The sequence below is a fragment of the Streptomyces sp. NPDC104581 genome (assembly GCF_055583685.1).
The window spans coordinates 1-16,154 of sequence record NZ_JBVJNN010000040.1 but is presented as its reverse complement, the minus strand read 5'-3'; the positions used below and the strand labels follow the sequence as shown (position 1 = coordinate 16,154).

At 70.9% G+C, this 16,154-nt stretch carries 14 protein-coding genes and 1 tRNA gene; 12 read left to right on the top strand and 3 right to left on the bottom strand.

Annotated features, from left to right (window positions below):
* Nucleotides 1–207: 207 nt before the first annotated feature.
* Nucleotides 208–3,006, top strand: a complete 2,799-nt coding sequence (locus ACZ61E_RS26300; protein ID WP_469702339.1) for a penicillin acylase family protein — start codon at nt 208–210, stop codon at nt 3,004–3,006.
* Nucleotides 3,007–3,058: 52 nt separating this feature from the next.
* Here ACZ61E_RS26300 and ACZ61E_RS26295 read toward each other — a convergent pair whose 3' ends face one another.
* Entirely contained in the window at nt 3,059–3,673 is a 615-nt protein-coding gene (locus tag ACZ61E_RS26295; protein ID WP_469702338.1) for a 5-formyltetrahydrofolate cyclo-ligase, read from the bottom strand.
* 105 nt (nt 3,674–3,778) lie between these two features.
* On the opposite strand from ACZ61E_RS26295, the gene galU reads away from it, so the two are divergent.
* From galU to ACZ61E_RS26255, 8 genes are all read left to right on the top strand, one after another.
* Nucleotides 3,779–4,681, top strand: a complete 903-nt coding sequence (gene galU, locus ACZ61E_RS26290) for a UTP--glucose-1-phosphate uridylyltransferase GalU (protein ID WP_469702337.1) — start codon at nt 3,779–3,781, stop codon at nt 4,679–4,681.
* A 3-nt stretch (nt 4,682–4,684) separates the two neighbouring features.
* The gene (gene glp, locus ACZ61E_RS26285) at nt 4,685–6,025 is read left to right on the top strand and encodes a molybdotransferase-like divisome protein Glp (RefSeq protein ID WP_469702336.1); all 1,341 of its coding nucleotides are present in this window, start codon (nt 4,685–4,687) and stop codon (nt 6,023–6,025) included.
* Between the two features lie 71 nt (nt 6,026–6,096).
* On the top strand, nt 6,097–6,678 hold the full coding sequence (gene moaC / locus ACZ61E_RS26280) for a cyclic pyranopterin monophosphate synthase MoaC (RefSeq protein ID WP_469702335.1): 582 nt from the start codon (nt 6,097–6,099) through the stop codon (nt 6,676–6,678).
* Nucleotides 6,675–7,211: a MogA/MoaB family molybdenum cofactor biosynthesis protein gene (locus ACZ61E_RS26275; RefSeq protein WP_469702334.1), complete on the top strand. Its 537-nt coding sequence runs from the start codon at nt 6,675–6,677 to the stop codon at nt 7,209–7,211. The genes moaC and ACZ61E_RS26275 overlap by 4 nt, the downstream gene beginning before the upstream one ends.
* Nucleotides 7,208–7,834: a GNAT family N-acetyltransferase gene (locus ACZ61E_RS26270; RefSeq protein WP_469702333.1), complete on the top strand. Its 627-nt coding sequence runs from the start codon at nt 7,208–7,210 to the stop codon at nt 7,832–7,834. Before ACZ61E_RS26275 ends, ACZ61E_RS26270 begins: the two co-directional genes overlap by 4 nt.
* Before the next feature lie 142 nt (nt 7,835–7,976).
* Nucleotides 7,977–9,104, top strand: a complete 1,128-nt coding sequence (sepX, locus tag ACZ61E_RS26265; RefSeq protein WP_469702332.1) for a divisome protein SepX/GlpR — start codon at nt 7,977–7,979, stop codon at nt 9,102–9,104.
* 60 nt (nt 9,105–9,164) lie between these two features.
* Nucleotides 9,165–9,238, top strand: a tRNA-Ala gene (locus ACZ61E_RS26260).
* A 225-nt stretch (nt 9,239–9,463) separates the two neighbouring features.
* Nucleotides 9,464–10,606, top strand: coding sequence for a PQQ-dependent sugar dehydrogenase (locus tag ACZ61E_RS26255; protein ID WP_469702331.1), 1,143 nt, complete (start codon nt 9,464–9,466; stop codon nt 10,604–10,606).
* 99 nt (nt 10,607–10,705) lie between these two features.
* On the opposite strand, the gene ACZ61E_RS26250 is transcribed toward ACZ61E_RS26255, so the two are convergent.
* Nucleotides 10,706–11,308 carry a DUF998 domain-containing protein gene (locus tag ACZ61E_RS26250; RefSeq protein WP_469702330.1) on the bottom strand — a complete coding sequence of 201 codons (603 nt, stop codon included), beginning with the start codon at nt 11,306–11,308 and terminating at the stop codon, nt 10,706–10,708.
* Between the two features lie 129 nt (nt 11,309–11,437).
* Between ACZ61E_RS26250 and ACZ61E_RS26245 the strand changes: the two genes are divergently transcribed.
* Nucleotides 11,438–12,970 carry a short-chain fatty acid transporter gene (locus ACZ61E_RS26245; RefSeq protein ID WP_469702329.1) on the top strand — a complete coding sequence of 511 codons (1,533 nt, stop codon included), beginning with the start codon at nt 11,438–11,440 and terminating at the stop codon, nt 12,968–12,970.
* Between the two features lie 92 nt (nt 12,971–13,062).
* Here the strand turns inward: ACZ61E_RS26245 and ACZ61E_RS26240 are convergent, their stop codons facing one another.
* Entirely contained in the window at nt 13,063–14,310 is a 1,248-nt protein-coding gene (locus ACZ61E_RS26240) for a cytochrome P450 (RefSeq protein WP_469702328.1), read from the bottom strand.
* Nucleotides 14,311–14,488: 178 nt separating this feature from the next.
* On the opposite strand from ACZ61E_RS26240, the gene ACZ61E_RS26235 reads away from it, so the two are divergent.
* Both ACZ61E_RS26235 and ACZ61E_RS26230 read left to right on the top strand, forming a co-directional pair.
* The gene (locus ACZ61E_RS26235; protein ID WP_469702327.1) at nt 14,489–14,995 is read left to right on the top strand and encodes a DUF5949 family protein; all 507 of its coding nucleotides are present in this window, start codon (nt 14,489–14,491) and stop codon (nt 14,993–14,995) included.
* Between the two features lie 363 nt (nt 14,996–15,358).
* Entirely contained in the window at nt 15,359–16,009 is a 651-nt protein-coding gene (locus tag ACZ61E_RS26230) for a vitamin K epoxide reductase family protein (RefSeq protein ID WP_469702326.1), read from the top strand.
* Nucleotides 16,010–16,154: the final 145 nt, after the last annotated feature.

Below are 16,154 nucleotides of genomic sequence, written 5' to 3'. Positions count from 1 at the left end.
CTTCGTTACCTTACCTAATCTTTAACGTTTTCTTGACGCGATCGATCGTTCGTGCGATCGATCGCGTGATTTCCTGTGTGATCGTCCGAGGAGTCCCGCCGGTTCGCACTCCGGGTCGTACTAGTGACACCGCGTGGGGGCGAGGGAACGGCTGCGCCTATGGTTGCTGCAGCATTCCAGGACCACCCTGCCCCTCGAAGGACAGCGATGCCCGCCAACTCAACGCCCCCTGCCGCCAAGAAGAAGGGGCGACGCGCCCGTCTTGTCGTGATCGTCCTGGTCCTGGCTCTGGTAGCAGGCGTTGGCTACGGCGCCTACTGGGGCGTCAGCACCGTGCGTGCCTCGCTCCCGCAGACCACCGGCACGATCAAGGTGCCGGGACTCGACGGCCGGGTCGAGGTCAAGCGCGACAGCTACGGCATCCCGCAGATCTACGCCAACACCGACCGGGACCTCTTCCGCGCGCAGGGCTACGTCCAGGCGCAGGACCGCTTCTGGGAGATGGACGTCCGGCGCCACTTGACCTCGGGGCGGCTCTCCGAGATGTTCGGCAAGGGCCAGGTCGCGACGGACGAGTTCCTGCGCACGCTCGGCTGGCGGCGGGTGGCCCAGGAGGAGTACGACACCAAGCTCTCGGAGGAGACCAAGCGGAACCTCCAGTCGTACGCGGACGGTGTCAACGACTACCTCAAGGGCCGCGACGGCAAGGACATCTCCGTCGAGTACGCCGCTCTGAACTTCACCAACGACTACAAGCCCGCCGAGTGGACCCCCGTCGACTCGGTGGCCTGGCTCAAGGCGATGGCGTGGGACCTGCGCGCCAACATGCAGGACGAGATCGACCGTTCGCTGCTGACGAGCAGGATGGACGAGAAGCAGATCGAGGACCTGTACCCGTCGTATCCGTACAGCCGCAACCAGCCGATCGTCACCGAGGGCGCGGTCGATCCGGTCACCGGGCGGTACGACCCCGAGGCCCGGCCCGGCGACGCGACAGGTGACGGTACGGGCACCGGGACCGGCACCGGAACAGGCACGGGTGCGGGCACCGGCACGGGTGCGGGCACCGGAACAGGCACCGGCACGGACCCCGCCGACGCCACCCAGGGCCTGGAGTCCCAGCTCGACGCCCTCTCCGGCACCCTCGACGAGATCCCCGCCCTCCTCGGCCCCAGCGGCAGCGGCATCGGGTCCAACTCCTGGGTCGTCTCCGGCGAATACACGACAACCGGCAAGCCGCTGCTCGCCAACGACCCGCACCTCGCGCCCTCGCTGCCCTCGGTCTGGTACCAGATGGGCCTGCACTGCCGCAGCTTCACCGAGGACTGCCAGTACGACGTAGCCGGCTACACCTTCGCCGGAATGCCCGGCGTCATAATCGGCCACAACAAGGACATCGCCTGGGGCATGACCAACCTCGGTGCCGACGTGACCGACCTCTATCTGGAGAAGGTCAACGGCGACACCTACCAGTACGGGAACGAGCAGAAGAAGTTCACGACCCGTCAGGAAACGATCAAGATCGCCGGGGCCAAGAGCCAGACCATCACGGTCCGCTCCACCGGCCGCGGTCCGGTGGTCTCCGACCGGAACGCCGAGCTGCGCAGGGTCGGCGACAAGGCCCCCGTCACCAACGCGGCCCCCGACCGCGGCGACGGATACGCCGTCTCCCTCCAGTGGACCGCCCTCCAGCCCGGCCGGTCCATGGACGCGGTCTTCGCGATCAACAAGGCCGAGGACTTCACCCAGTTCCGCAAGGCGGCCCAGTTCTTCGAGGTCCCCTCGCAGAACCTGATCTACGCCGACTCCAAGGGCAACATCGGCTACCAGGCGCCCGGCCGGATCCCGATCCGCGCCAAGGGCGACGGCTCGGTCCCCGCACCCGGCTGGGAGCCCGAGTACCGCTGGGAGGACTACGTCTCCTTCGACGAGCTTCCTTACGAGGAGAACCCGGAGCGCGGCTACATCGTCACCGCCAACCAGGCCGTCATCGACAAGGACGACTACCCGTACCAGCTCACCGAGGACTGGGGTTACGGCGCGCGCAGCCAGCGGATCAACGACCTGATCAAGTCGAAGATCAAGGACGGCGGCAAGATCTCCATGGACGACATGCGCACCATGCAGACCGACAACCGCAGCGAGATCGCCACGCTCCTCATGCCGTACCTGCTGAAGATCGACGTCGCGGAACCCTCCGTGCGCGAGGCGCAGAAGCTCCTCGAAGGCTGGGACGGCACCCAGGAACCCGACTCGGCGGCGGCCGCGTACTTCAACGGCGTCTGGCGCAACGTCCTCAAGCTCGCCTTCGGGAACAAGCTTCCCAAGGAGGTGCGCGTCAAGGGCGAGTGCCTCGCCGTGCGGCCCGCCGACAGCACGGGGCCGGTCGACGGCCTTGAGCAGCTGGTGCGGGAGTGCGGCAAGCGCTCCCCGGACTCGGCGCAGCCGGACGGCGGCGACCGCTGGTTCGAGATCACCCGCAAGATCCTCAAGGACGAGGACAACGACTGGTGGCAGGCCCCGGGGACGCGTACGGAGAAGCCCGCGGACACCCGCGACGAGCTCCTGCTCCGCGCCCTCACGGACGCGCGCTGGGAGCTGACCGCGAAGCTCGGCAAGGACGTCTCCAGCTGGAGCTGGGGCCGGCTGCACCAGCTGACCCTGGAGAACCAGACCCTCGGTACGGAGGGCCCCGGGATCGTGCGGACCCTGCTCAACCGGGGTCCGTGGAACCTGGGCGGCGGCGAGGCCGCCGTCAACGCCACGGGCTGGAACGCGGCCGGCGGCTACGAGGTCATGTGGGTGCCGTCGATGCGGATGGTGGTCAACGTCGACGACTGGGACAAGTCCCGCTGGATCAATCTGACGGGTGCCTCGGGGCACGCGTACAGCGCGAACTACACCGACCAGACCGACAAGTGGGCCAAGGGTGAGCTGCTCGACTGGTCGTTCAGCAGCAGAGCCGTGGAGGAGAGCACGGGGGACACCCTGACGCTCGCCCCGTAGGGCGCGGGACACGAGGGCCCGCCCAGCCGGACGCACCGGCCGGGCGGGCCCTTCAGTTCCCGGTGAAGCGGCGCGTCCCCGCCGGGGTCACCGCCACGTGCACCGGCCGGTCGTGCGGCTCCCCGGGGACGCGGCCGACCACCTCGTGGTCGTACAGCAGCACCGCGAGAGCGGGCCCCCCGCCGCCGTCCGTGCCGCCCGCACGCCCGTCCGCAGCCCGCTCCAGCCGCGCCAGGACCCGGTCGTACGATCCGCCGCCCCGGCCCAGCCGCATGCCGCGCCCGTCCACGGCGAGCCCGGGGAGCAGCACCACCCGCGCCCGGAGCACCGCCCGCACGCCGAGCCGGGGCCCGTCCGGCTCCAGCAGTCCGCGCCCGGCGCGCACGAGCCGCTCCGCCCCGCCGTACGCGGCCCAGTCCAGATCGTTGTCCGGCAGCAGCACCGGCAGGAGCACGCGCACCCCCCGCTCCCGCAGCGCGTCGAGCAGCGGGCGCGTGCCCGGCTCGCTTCCCACGGAGACGTACGCGGCGACGGTCCCGGCCGACGCGAGTTCGGGAAGCTCCAGCGCGTGCCCGGCGAGAACCGCGGCGGCCTCCCGGACGTCCTCCTCCGAAAGGAGGCGCCGCGCCGCGAGGAGTTCCCGCCGTAGGGCTGACTTTCCCGACATGTCAGTACTCACCGGACTTCGCAAATCTCTCGTATGTGTATGTATGGAGAGAAAGTTAACCGGAGCCACATCTTCCCCTCATCCGCCACGGATATGGTGCTCGGCATGACTCAGTCGCCCCCCAGGATCAGCAAGGCTGTCATCCCCGCCGCAGGTCTCGGAACACGTTTCCTCCCCGTCACCAAGGCCACTCCCAAAGAGATGCTGCCTGTCGTCGACAAGCCCGCGATCCAGTACGTCGTTGAGGAAGCCGTGATGGCCGGGCTCTCCGACGTCCTCATGGTCACCGGACGCAACAAGCGTCCCCTGGAGGACCACTTCGACCGCAACTACGAGCTGGAGGAGGCGCTCACCCGCAAGGGAGACACCGAACGGCTCGCCAAGGTGCAGGAGTCCAGCGACCTGGCCACCATGCACTACGTGCGGCAGGGCGACCCCAAGGGCCTCGGTCACGCCGTCCTGTGCGCCGCCCCGCACGTCGGCGACCAGCCCTTCGCGGTGCTCCTCGGTGACGACCTGATCGACCCGCGCGACCCGCTGCTCTCCCGCATGGTCGAGATCCAGGAGACCGAGGGCGGCAGCGTCATCGCGCTGATGGAGGTCGAGCCCGACCAGATCCATCTCTACGGATGCGCCGCCGTCGAGCCCACCGCCTACGGCGACGTGGTCAAGGTGCACGATCTGGTCGAGAAGCCCGACCGCGCCGACGCGCCCAGCAACTACGCCATCATCGGCCGCTACGTCCTCGACCCCGCCGTCTTCGAGATACTGCGCAAGACGGAGCCCGGCCGGGGCGGTGAGATCCAGCTCACCGACGCCCTCCAGCAGTTGTCCGCCGACGAGAAGGTCGGCGGTCCGGTGCACGGCGTGGTCTTCAAGGGACGCCGGTATGACACGGGTGACCGCGGCGACTATCTGCGTGCCATTGTCAGACTCGCGTGCGAACGTGAGGACCTGGGCCCGGACTTCCGGTCCTGGCTGCGCAGTTACGTCACCGAGGAGATGTAGGTCTTGAGCAGTACGGCGACACCGGCACCCACACCTGTCTCCGGTCAGGGGCGGCTCTGGACGGTCGACGAGCACCTGGCGGACATCCTCGCCACGGTCCGCCCGCTGGACCCGATCGAGCTGCAACTGCCCGACGCCCAGGGCTGCGTCCTCGTCGAGGACGTCACGGTGCCGGTGGCGCTGCCGCCGTTCGACAACAGCTCCATGGACGGCTACGCGGTCCGTACGGCCGACGTGTCGCGCGCCGACGAGGAGTTCCCGGCCGTCCTGACGGTCGTCGGCGACATCGCGGCGGGGGGCGGCACCCCGCCCCGTGTCGGCCCCGGCCAGGCCGCCCGGATCATGACCGGCGCACCGCTGCCACCGGGCGCCGAGGCCGTCGTCCCCGTCGAATGGACCGACGGCGGTACGGGCGCCGGAGCCGCCACCTCCATGCGCCCGGCCCACTCCGCGCCCGAGGGAGCGCGGGGCGAGGTCCGGGTGTACCGGCCGGCCGTGGCCCGCGCCCATGTCCGCGCGCGCGGCAGCGACGTACAGGCCGGGGACCTCGCCCTGGAGGCCGGCACGGTCCTCGGACCGCCGCAGATCGGCCTGCTGTCCGCCATCGGCCGCGCGACCGTCCGGGTCCACCCGCGCCCGCGCGTCGTGGTGCTGTCGACCGGCAGTGAACTGGTCCAGCCGGGCGAGGCGTTGGGCGAGGGCCAGATCTACGACTCCAACAGCTTCGCGCTCACCGCCGCCGCGCGTGACGCCGGCGCCATCGCGTACCGGGTCGGCGCGGTCACCGACGACGCGGACACCCTCCGGTCCACCATCGAGGACCAGCTGATCCGCGCGGACATGATCGTGACGACCGGCGGTGTCAGCGTCGGGGCGTACGACGTGGTCAAGGAGGCGCTCTCCTCCGTGGGAGACGAGGACGAGCCGGGCGGCGGCATCGACTTCCGCAAGCTCGCGATGCAGCCGGGCAAGCCCCAGGGCTTCGGCTCCATCGGCCCCGAGCACACCCCGCTGCTCGCCCTCCCCGGCAATCCCGTCTCCTCCTACGTGTCCTTCGAGCTGTTCGTGCGCCCCGCGATCCGCGCGCTCATGGGCCGCCGGGACGTCCACCGCCCGACGGTCCGGGCCACGCTGAAGGCCGACGCGCCGCTGAGATCCCCGGCCGGCCGCCGTCAGTTCCTGCGCGGTACGTACGACGCCGAGGCGGGCACGGCCGTCCCCGTCGGGGGCGCCGGTTCCCATCTCGTCGCGGCCCTCGCCCTCGCCGACGCGCTCATCGTGGTCCCCGAGGAGGCGACCTCGATGGAGCCCGGGAGCGAGGTCGACGTGGTGCTGCTCGGCTGAGGGGCCCGTGGTGGCGGTAGCGTGTCTGCCCAGACAGGCCCCGCCGGGCCCGGACCGGGAGCGCCACAGCGATGACTGCGTTTTCCCGGGGGGAGACCCCCGGACCCTCTGGACAAGGCCGACTGACGCATATCGACGAGGCGGGCGCGGCCCGCATGGTCGACGTCTCCGCCAAGGAGGTCACCGCGCGCACCGCCAGCGCGAGCGGCCGGGTGCTGGTGTCGCCGCGCGTGGTCCAACTGCTGCGGGGCGACGGCGTGCCCAAGGGTGACGCCCTGGCCACCGCGCGGATCGCGGGCATCATGGGCGCGAAGCGGACTCCGGAGCTGATCCCGCTCTGCCATCCGCTGGCGCTCTCCGGAGTGAAGCTGGACCTCGCCGTCGCGGACGACGCGGTGGAGATCCTGGCGACGGTGCGCACCACGGACCGCACCGGCGTGGAGATGGAGGCCCTGACCGCCGTCTCCGTCGCGGCCCTGACGGTGGTCGACATGGTGAAGGCCGTCGACAAGGGCGCGGTGATCACGGACGTGCGGGTCGAGGAGAAGACCGGCGGGAAGTCGGGCCCCTGGTCGCGCCGCACCCCGGAACCGGACGCACCGCCGGATCCCCGGCCGCTGCCGGACGGGACCTCCGAGAGGGGCACGGTATGACTTCCGCCGGGAGCGGCCCCGCGGCCCCCGCGCCCCGGGCGAGCAGGCCCTACCGCGCCCTCGTCGTCACGGCGTCGAACCGCGCGGCCGCCGGTGTGTACGCGGACACCGGGGGCCCGCTCATCGCCAACGCCCTCGGGGAGCTGGGCTTCTCGGTCCAGGGACCGCTGGTCGTGCCCGACGGCGACCCGGTCGAACAGGCCCTGCGCGAAGGGGTCGCCGCCGGGTACGCCGTGATCCTGACCACCGGCGGCACCGGCGTCTCGCCCACCGACCGCACCCCCGAGGCCACCCGCCGTGTGCTGGACCGGGAGATCCCCGGCATCCCCGAGGCGATCCGCGCCGAGGGCGCCCGCAAGGTCCCCACCGCCGCGCTCTCGCGGGGTCTCGCGGGCGTCGCGGACCGGACCCTGATCGTGAACCTGCCGGGCTCGTCCGGCGGTGTACGGGACGGGCTCGCCGTCCTCGGCCCCCTGCTCGTCCACGCCGTCGACCAGATCCACGGCGGCGATCACCCGCGTACCGACGGATGAACCACCCCTTCTGGCCCGTGGCGCTGGTGGACGGCGACATCGTCCTGCGCCCCATAAAGTCGCGCGACCAACGGGCCTGGCGCGAGGTCAACCGGCGCAACCGCGAGTGGCTGCGGCCGTGGGAGGCGACGATCCCGCCACCGCCGCCCGGCGCCCCGGTCGCCCAGCGCCCGACGTACCGGCAGATGGTCCGTCATCTGCGCGCCGAGGCGAACGCGGGGCGGATGCTGCCTTTCGTCATCGAGTACCGGGGTCGGCTCGTCGGCCAATTGACGGTGGCCGGGATCACCTGGGGTTCGATGTGCTCGGGCCATGTCGGCTACTGGGTGGACCGGGACGTCGCGGGGCGCGGTGTCATGCCGACGGCCGTGGCCCTCGCCGTCGACCACTGTTTCCGTATGGCGGGGATGCACCGGATCGAGGTGTGCATTCGCCCCGAGAACGGGCCGAGCCGCCGTGTCGTGGAGAAACTCGGATTCCGTGAGGAAGGGACCCGGCCCCGCTATCTGCACATCGACGGGGCCTGGCGGGACCATCTGGTCTTCGCGCTGACGGCCGACGAAGTGCCGGAAGGACTCCTCCACCGCTGGCACCAGGCGCGACCTGGAACACCGCAGAAATAAAATAAGTGTTCGAAATTAGTCGCCATCCGACCATCAAGTGATCCGAACAATCACAAAAAAAGTCCGTGATATCAGCCAGATCGTGCGACACACCGGCTCAATTGGCGGATCCCCTCGCGCGTAGACCTCTACGGTGTGAACCGTGAGCAGCAGCGGCCTCATCTACGCAGTCATCGTCGGGGCCTGGGCCGCCTACTTGGTACCGATGTGGCTCCGCAGGCAGGACGAGCTCAACGAGGCCCGTCCCACGGAACGCTTCAGCACCGCCATCCGGCTGCTGTCCGGACGGGCGGGGATGGAGCGCCGGTACGCCAAGGAGTTGCAGGAACGCGCTACCGAAGAGGCCGGGCCCGACGATGAACCGGACGCCGCGGCGGAGCCGACGAGCTCCGTCGACGTCCGGTCCTTCTCCGCGCCCGCGGCCCGTACGGAAGCCAGGCTGGAGATCCCGGCGCCGTCGAAACGCCCGGCGTCCGCGCCGGCCCACGCGTCCGACCCGGCGCACGCCCCCGCCGCGCAGTCCCGTCCGGCACCGGAACGGCGCCCGCGTCCCACCGGCGCCGCGGCCGAACGAGCCCGCCGCGCCCAGCGCTCGCAGGTTCTCGCCCGCCGCCGGCGCACCACCGTGGTGCTCTTCCTCGCCTTCACCGTCGGCGCGGTCGTCGCCGGCGTCCAGGGACTCGCCTTCCTGTGGGCACCGGGCGTCCCCGCCGTACTCCTCAGCGTGTACATCGTGCATCTGCGCGCCCAGGAGCGGCGCCGCTTCGTCTTCACCATGGACCGCCGCAGGGCCGAGATCGCCGCGCAGCGCCTGCGCGAGAACCGCCCCCGCCGGCACCATCAGGTCTCGGCCGCCCCGGCCGAGCCGGACGAGGAGCCCGAACCCCGCCCCGCCCCGGAACCGGCCGCCTCGGTCTCCCCGCAGGAGGCGGGCCGGCGCGCGCTGGTCGAGCAGACGGACCACGCCGAATGGGTCGACCAGCAGCGCGAGCGCGGCCCGGCGCGCGGCGACAGCTGGGAGCCGGTCCCGGTCCCGCTCCCGACGTACGTGACGGCACCCGTCGCCCCGCGCGCGTCGAGCGGTGTGAACGTCAGCGACCCGGAGACCTGGAGCGCGGCCCGCTCCTCCACGGCCGAACCGGCCCCCGCGGAACCGGCGACCCCCGAACCCCCCGCCCCCCGCCACACCCCCCCGCTCCAGCGCCGCAGCCGAACCCCCCTCTTCGACCAGTACGACGACGGCGACCGCCCCCGCGCGGCCAACGAGTGACCAGCACGGAACTGATTTCCAAGCAGCCCGATGGGGGTGCTAAAGTTTCACTCGTCGCAAGGGCCTGTGGCGCAGTCTGGTAGCGCACCTCGTTCGCATCGAGGGGGTCTGGGGTTCAAATCCCCACAGGTCCACGGCAAGTGAGAAGCCCCTACCGGGGAAATCCGGTAGGGGCTTTTCGTTGTGTGGTCGAGATGAAGGCGGTATTGGTCTAGGCCAGCCGCTCCCGTCCCAGTATCCTCACCCGTAGCCAGTGGCACACCCCCCCCCACCCAGGTTGCGTGCTGGCGCGGGCGACCGCCGACTCAACTCCGCCCCAAGCAGCCGGGTCCCCCCACTCGCCGCCTCTAGGAGTCACGGTGAAAATTCGCACCAGAAGCTCGGCGATCATCGGCACCATCTGCCTTGCCACCTCCCTCGCCTTCGCCACGGCGTACGCCGACGAGCCCGCCGCCCCGCCCAAGGCGGCGGCGGCCGACGTCGCGCTCACGGAAGTGGCCACGGCCCAGAACCCCGTCGCCGGTGCCGCCGGGCCCGACGGCACCGTGTGGATCGCCGAACGCGCGGGCACCGTACGGGTCCTGACGGACAGCGGGCTCGGCGAGCCCGTGCTCGACATCTCCGACGAGACCACCACCGACGGTGAACGCGGCCTGCTCGGCGTCGCGTTCGACAACGAGCTGGCGCACTTCTACATCTCGTACACGGACCTCGAAGGCACCAGCACCATCGACGAGTTCGCCGTGGAGTCGGGCGCGATCCAGCCGGACTCGCGCCGTACCGTCCTCACCCAGACGCAGCCGTACGAGAACCACAACGGCGGGGACATCAAGTTCGGTCCCGACGGTTACCTCTACATCGCGTTCGGCGACGGCGGCGCGGGCGGCGACCCGCACGGCAACGGGCAGAAGCTCGACACCCTGCTCGGCAAGATCCTGCGGATCGACCCGGGCGGCGCGGAGCCGTACGCGATCCCGGCGGACAACCCGTTCGTGGACGACCCGAACGCGAAGGACGAGATCTGGTCGTACGGACTGCGCAACCCGTGGCGGTTCTCCTTCGACTCCGGCACCGGCGACCTGCTGATCGGTGATGTCGGCCAGAGCGACTGGGAGGAAATCGACTGGTCCCCGGCGGACAGCGAGGGCGGCGAGAACTACGGCTGGGCCTCGATGGAGGGCACCCACCCGTTCCGGGGCGGCACCGAGCCGGCGAACCACGTTCCGCCGGTCTTCGAGTACGACCGCAACGGACTCGGCTGCTCGGTCACCGGCGGTTACGTCTACCGCGGTGACGCGATCCCGGAGCTCCAGGGGCAGTACCTCTACAGCGACTACTGCGACGGCACCGTACGCGGTCTGACCATCGAGAACGGCGAGGTCACCGGTCAGAGCGATCTCGGAGTCAACGGCGGCGAGGTCATCTCCTTCGTGCAGGACGGCGACGGCGAGCTGTACGTGCTCGGCCTCGGCGGCACCGTCTCCCGCATCGACCCCGCGTAACGGCCTCCGCCGACGCGTCCGCACAGCGGCGCGGCGACCGCTCACGGCGTCCCGCCCGATCCCCGTGATCGGGCGGGACGCCGTCGTCTCCACCGCCCGTCACTGCCCCGTCGCCACCGGCCCGCCGGACCACACACGGCAGGAGACGGCCACCACCAATGGCCACACGGCCTGTACGAAGGTGACCACCCGCTCCGCGACCCCCGGCGCCTTCCCGCCGCGCAGCTCGACCACGAACCACAGCGCGCACACGCACATCAGCGCGCTCGCGACGATCGCCACCTTGAACCGCAGCCCCCACGGCACCGTTGCCCTGCGCCTGGCGGCCAGCGCCGGCCACACGGCGAGCAGTACGAAGCCGACCGCCGCCACCGCCCCGTGCCCCAGGGCCCCGCCGCTGACGGGCGCGGGCACCAGGGTCAGGGTCATCGCGGCCAGCCCGCCGCCGGCCAGGGCGATCCGTCCGGCCGGTGCGGCCTCCCGCAGCCCGTGCGCCGTGACCACGTAGCAGCTTCCCAGCACGATCAGTATTCCCGTCATCAGCCAGTAGCCGCGGGCACCGTAGGACGCCAGCACGCTGAGTGTGTCGACCGAGGGGTTGTAACCGGGGCCCTGGAGCAGCTGCGCGATCATCCAGGCACCGACAAGGAGCAGAGGGGCGCCCCCCGAAGAGAGGAGGACCCACCAAGGGGCACGTCGCATCAGCCCACCGTAAACAGCGTCCGCCCTCTCTCCCGGGTGACACACCACCACCTGAACCACCCCGCCCCCGCGTCCGTGCCCCCTGTACAGATCCGCGGCTCAGGCCGTCACCCTCACAGGAGAAACCACATGGCCACGGCGCCCCCACCCAAGCCGGACCCCAAGCCTGAACCCACGTCGGCGGGACAGCCGGAATCCCCCACGGCACCGGGCGGCGACAGGCCGGGCACCGACAACTGGCTGGCGCGCATGGCGCTGCGCTTCACCGCGTTCACCGAGAAGTGGCTGCCCGACGCCCTCGGGTTCGTCCTCGTCGGTACGTTCGCGGTCTTCGCGCTCGGACTCGCGACCGGCGAGGGGCTGTACGGGCGGCCCGGCGATCCCGCGGACACCGCCGGGTTCGGGCTGGTGGACGCCTGGGGACAGGGCTTCTGGTCGCTCATCACCTTCACGCTCCAGATGGCGATGATCATTATCGCCGGGTACGCGGTCGCGGTCTCCCCGCCGATGAGCCGGCTGATCGCCAGGATCGCGCGCGTGCCCCGTACCCCGCGCGGCGCCATCGCGTTCACCGCCGCTGTCGCCATGGCGACCTCGTACCTCAACTGGGCCTTCAGCCTCATCTTCACGGCGATCCTCGCCAAGGAGATCGCGCGCCGCGTCCCGGGCGTGGACTACCGGGCGCTCGGCGCGATGGCCTTCCTCGGGCTGGGCACCGTGTGGGCGCAGGGACTGTCCGGGTCCGCCGCGCTCCAGGTGGCCAGCGAGGCGTCGAGTCCGCCCGCGGTCCAGGAGGTCATCGCGGACGGGCGCGGCAGCGGGCTCATCCCGCTCACCGACACGATCTTCCTCTGGCAGGGCATCGTGGCCACGGCCATCGTCTTCGTCATCGCGGTGGTCACGGCCTGGTTCCTGTCGCCGTCCCCCGAGCGGGCGAAGACCGCGGAGCAGCTCGGCATCGAGCTGGGGCCGAGCGTCGCCGAGAAGCGTGAGCGGACGCGTCGCGGCCGGCCGGGGGAGTGGATCGAGTACAGCCCCGTCTTCGCGATCCTGCTCTTCGCACTCGGCGTCTGGTACCTCGTACGGCACTTCGCCCTCGCCGAGGGCGACCCCCTCAACGCGCTGGACCTCAACACCGTCAACCTCATCCTGATCCTGCTGGCCCTCATCCTGCACTGGCGCCCCGTCCGGCTCGCCCAGGCGGTCAAGGAGGGCACGCCCGCCGCCTCCGGTGTCCTGCTCCAATTCCCCCTGTACGGCGGCATCTTCGGCATGATCGCCTTCACCGGGCTGAGCAAGACCATCGCCGGCTGGCTGGTCTCGGTGTCGAACGAGTTCTTCTACCCGGCCCTCATCGCGATCTACAGCATGGTGCTGGGCGTCTTCGTGCCGAGCGGCGGCAGCAAGTGGGTGATCGAGGCGCCGTACGTCCTGGAGGCCGCCAACCAGCTCCAGGTGAACCAGGGCTGGATGGTGGTCGTGTACGACCTCGGCGAGGCCAGCGCCAATCTGCTCCAGCCGTTCTGGATGCTGCCCACGCTGACCATCCTCGGCCTGAAGGCGCGCGACATCATGGGCTACACCTTCGCCATGTTCCTCGCCTGCTTCCCGGCGGTGCTGATCCTCGTGACCCTCTTCGCCCGCACCCTGCCCTTCCCGTAGGGACGAAAGGACGGCCGGGGCGCGAACGAGGCCGGGCAGGGGCGGTACGGGCCCGCTGCCCGGCCTCGTCGAAGGCCACGGGGGGTGAGCGGTCAGCGGCCGGCGGTCTCCGCGAACGCGCACGGCATCGAGCGGACCCGGTTGTCGAAGTTCGAGGGCACCAGCACCGGCGCGCCCACGGCGCGCAGCTCGGGCAGTCTCGTCAGCAACTCCCGGAACAGCGCCTTCATCTCCTGCTTCGCCAGGAACGTGCCCAGGCAGTAGTGCGGGCCGCCCCCTCCGTAACCCACGTGCGGGTTGGGGCTGCGGGTGATGTCGAAGCGGTCCGGGTCGGCGAAGACCGACTCGTCGCGGTTGGCGGAGGCGTAGAAGAGCACCACCCGCTGGCCCCGCCGGAAGTCGTGTCCGTTCAGCCGGTGGTCCTCGGTGAGCCGGCGCCGGAACTGGATGATCGGTGTCGAGTGACGCACGATCTCCTCGACGGCGCCGTCCGCGTACCGGTCGAAGTCGCCCAGCAGCAGCGCGCGTTGGTCGGGGTGGTCGGTCAGCAGGGACAGGCCGTGCGCGATCGCGTTGCGCGTGGTCTCCACACCGGCGACCATCAGCAGCGAGAAGAACGAGCCGAGCTGGCGGCCGTTGAGGGACTGTCCGTCGATATCGGCGTTCACCAGCGCGGAGATGAGATCCCCGGTCGGGTTCCTGCGCCGTTGCCTTCCGAGGTCCGCGACCATTCCCTGCATGGAAGCGAGCGCCCGGAGTCCCTTTCCCGGGACGCGAATCCGCTGTCTCACGGTGCGCGCGACACCCGTTTCGACGGACGCCCGATTCACCTGGGCGAGAATCGCGGGGCGCTCCTTCTCGGGGATACCCATCAGATTGCAGATGATTTCGAACGGCATGCGCGAGGCGACCGCGGTGACGAAATCGGCCGGACGTTCCCGGAGCATGTCGTCCACGATTCGGGTGGCCACCGAACGGACGTCCTCCTCCGTCGCGGCGAGAATGCGCGGAGTGAAGGCCCGGGAGACGATCCTGCGCAACTGCGCGTGCTGCGGATCGTCGAGATTGACCAGGGACTCCCCGAAGAGGGCCCGCACCCAGCGGGCCGGCTCGGGGGTGGTGACGCCCGGCGCGCTGCCGAACACCCGCGCGTTACGGCTGGCCTCGACCACGTCGGCGTGTCCGACCAGCGCGTGGAAGCCCCGCTCCGGCCGCAGCCGGCTCCCGGGGCGCTCCACGAAGTACTGCGGCTCCCCGAGGGCGCGCAGCCGGGCGAAACCCTCCAGCCTTTCGGAATGCGGTAGTTTCCAGAACGCGGGATCGGCGAGATTCGGTCTCATTTTTTTCCATTCCTTCCGTGACTTGGAGCTTCCCACGGCCGACATGCCATCAGCATGTGCCGGATGTGGGGCAGACGGGGGTGTCGAGGCGCTTCTTTCGCACTGGGGAACGAGCACTCCGCCACTCGGGTGACGCGAAATCACTCCGGGGGCCGAAGGGCCACTACTGTGCCGGAGCATGACCTCTACCAACACCGCGCAGGGAAGCCCGCAATACGCTCCGCTGCTCGGCACCCTCACGGTAATTCCCTGGACCGGCGAAGCCTCCGACGGCGAGCGCAACCCGCCTTTCCTGCTGGCCTATTCACTCGGTGACGGCCGCGACGGGGCCGAGGCCGGAGCGGAGGCGATGCGTGCGGTCATCGAGAAGGCGGGACTCCACACCGGCGCCGGGCTCGTCGACGTGGGCCAGTCGCCCAACGTCCCGATCACCCTCCTCGTACAGGCCGGGCGGGCCGTGCTGAACATGCCGTACCTCAAGGCCCAGTGCGCCGTCCCGCCGGAGTGGGAGGAGGACGCGCGCGCGACCGGCGGGGTGTACTTCATCATCGCCACCCGGCCGTGGCCCGAGGGCACCCCCGGCAGGCCGGTGAGCGAGGAGGCGCTGCGCGCCTTCGTCGGCGACGAGGAGGTGCTCACCGGCGCCGCGCACTGCCTGGTGCCCGTGAGCAGCCTGCGCGGCTGAACGCGGCCGGGGCACGACCTCGGGGGCGCCGGCCTCCCGGCCCGCGCCCCCTGCTCACCAGCCCTTGCGGCCGGCCCCGCCGTCAGCGGGGGACCGTACGTCCCGCCGCGCCCCACTCCCGCACGAGAGCGCTGTAGATGGGAGTGGGGACCGGCGTGGGCGCGGGAGGAGGCGGCGAAGGGGGCGGGGAGACCTCTTCGCCACGGAAGTCGGGTACCGCTGAGAGGCGCTGCCATTTGGGCGCTCGCACGGAGTTCATGCCCTGGAAACGCCGTACTCGACCCCGGAGTCACTGCACCCGGCGTGTCGTGGCGAAAGCCGACACGCTCATTCGAATACGCGACCGAACCGGTGGAGCACACCATGACGACAGTAGTGATCGACAACGCGTCGCCTTCCGGCGTGGACAGCGAGGAGGCCCTGCGGGACGGGCCGCGCCGCATCGGGGCGGGGCGGGTGCTGGCGTGGCTGCTGGTGGTGACGGGTGCGGCGGGTGTGCTGGCGTCGTGGGTGATCACGATCGACAAGTTCAAGCTGCTGGAGGACCCGGGCTTCACGCCGGGGTGCAGTCTGAACCCGGTGGTCTCGTGCGGGAACATCATGACGAGCGAGCAGGCGTCGGTCTTCGGGTTCCCCAACCCGATGCTGGGGCTGGTGGCGTACGGGATCGTCGGGTGCGTGGGCGCGGGGCTGCTGGCGGGAGCGCGGTACCGGCGGTGGTTCTGGCTCGGGCTCAACGCCGGGATGCTGTTCGGCGTCGGCTTCTGCACCTGGCTCCAGTACCAGTCGCTCTACAGCATCGGCTCGCTCTGTCTGTGGTGCTCGCTGGCCTGGGTGGCGACGATCGTGATGTTCTCCTACGTCACCACGCACAACGTCACGCACCGGATCCTTCCCGCGCCCGCCGCGCTGCGCGGCGTGCTGGGGGAGTTCCACTGGGTGCTGCCCGTGCTGTGGATCGGGACCATCGGGGTGCTCGTCCTGACCCGCTGGTGGGACTTCTGGACCAGCTGAGAAACGGCCGTGGGGGGGGGGGGGGGAGGGGGGGGGGGGGGGGGGAGGGGGGGGCCGGGGGGGGGGGGGGGGGGGGGGGGGTGGGTGGTGGGGGGGGGGGGGGGGGAGGGGAGGGGGAGGGGGGGGGGGGGGGGGGGGGGAGGTT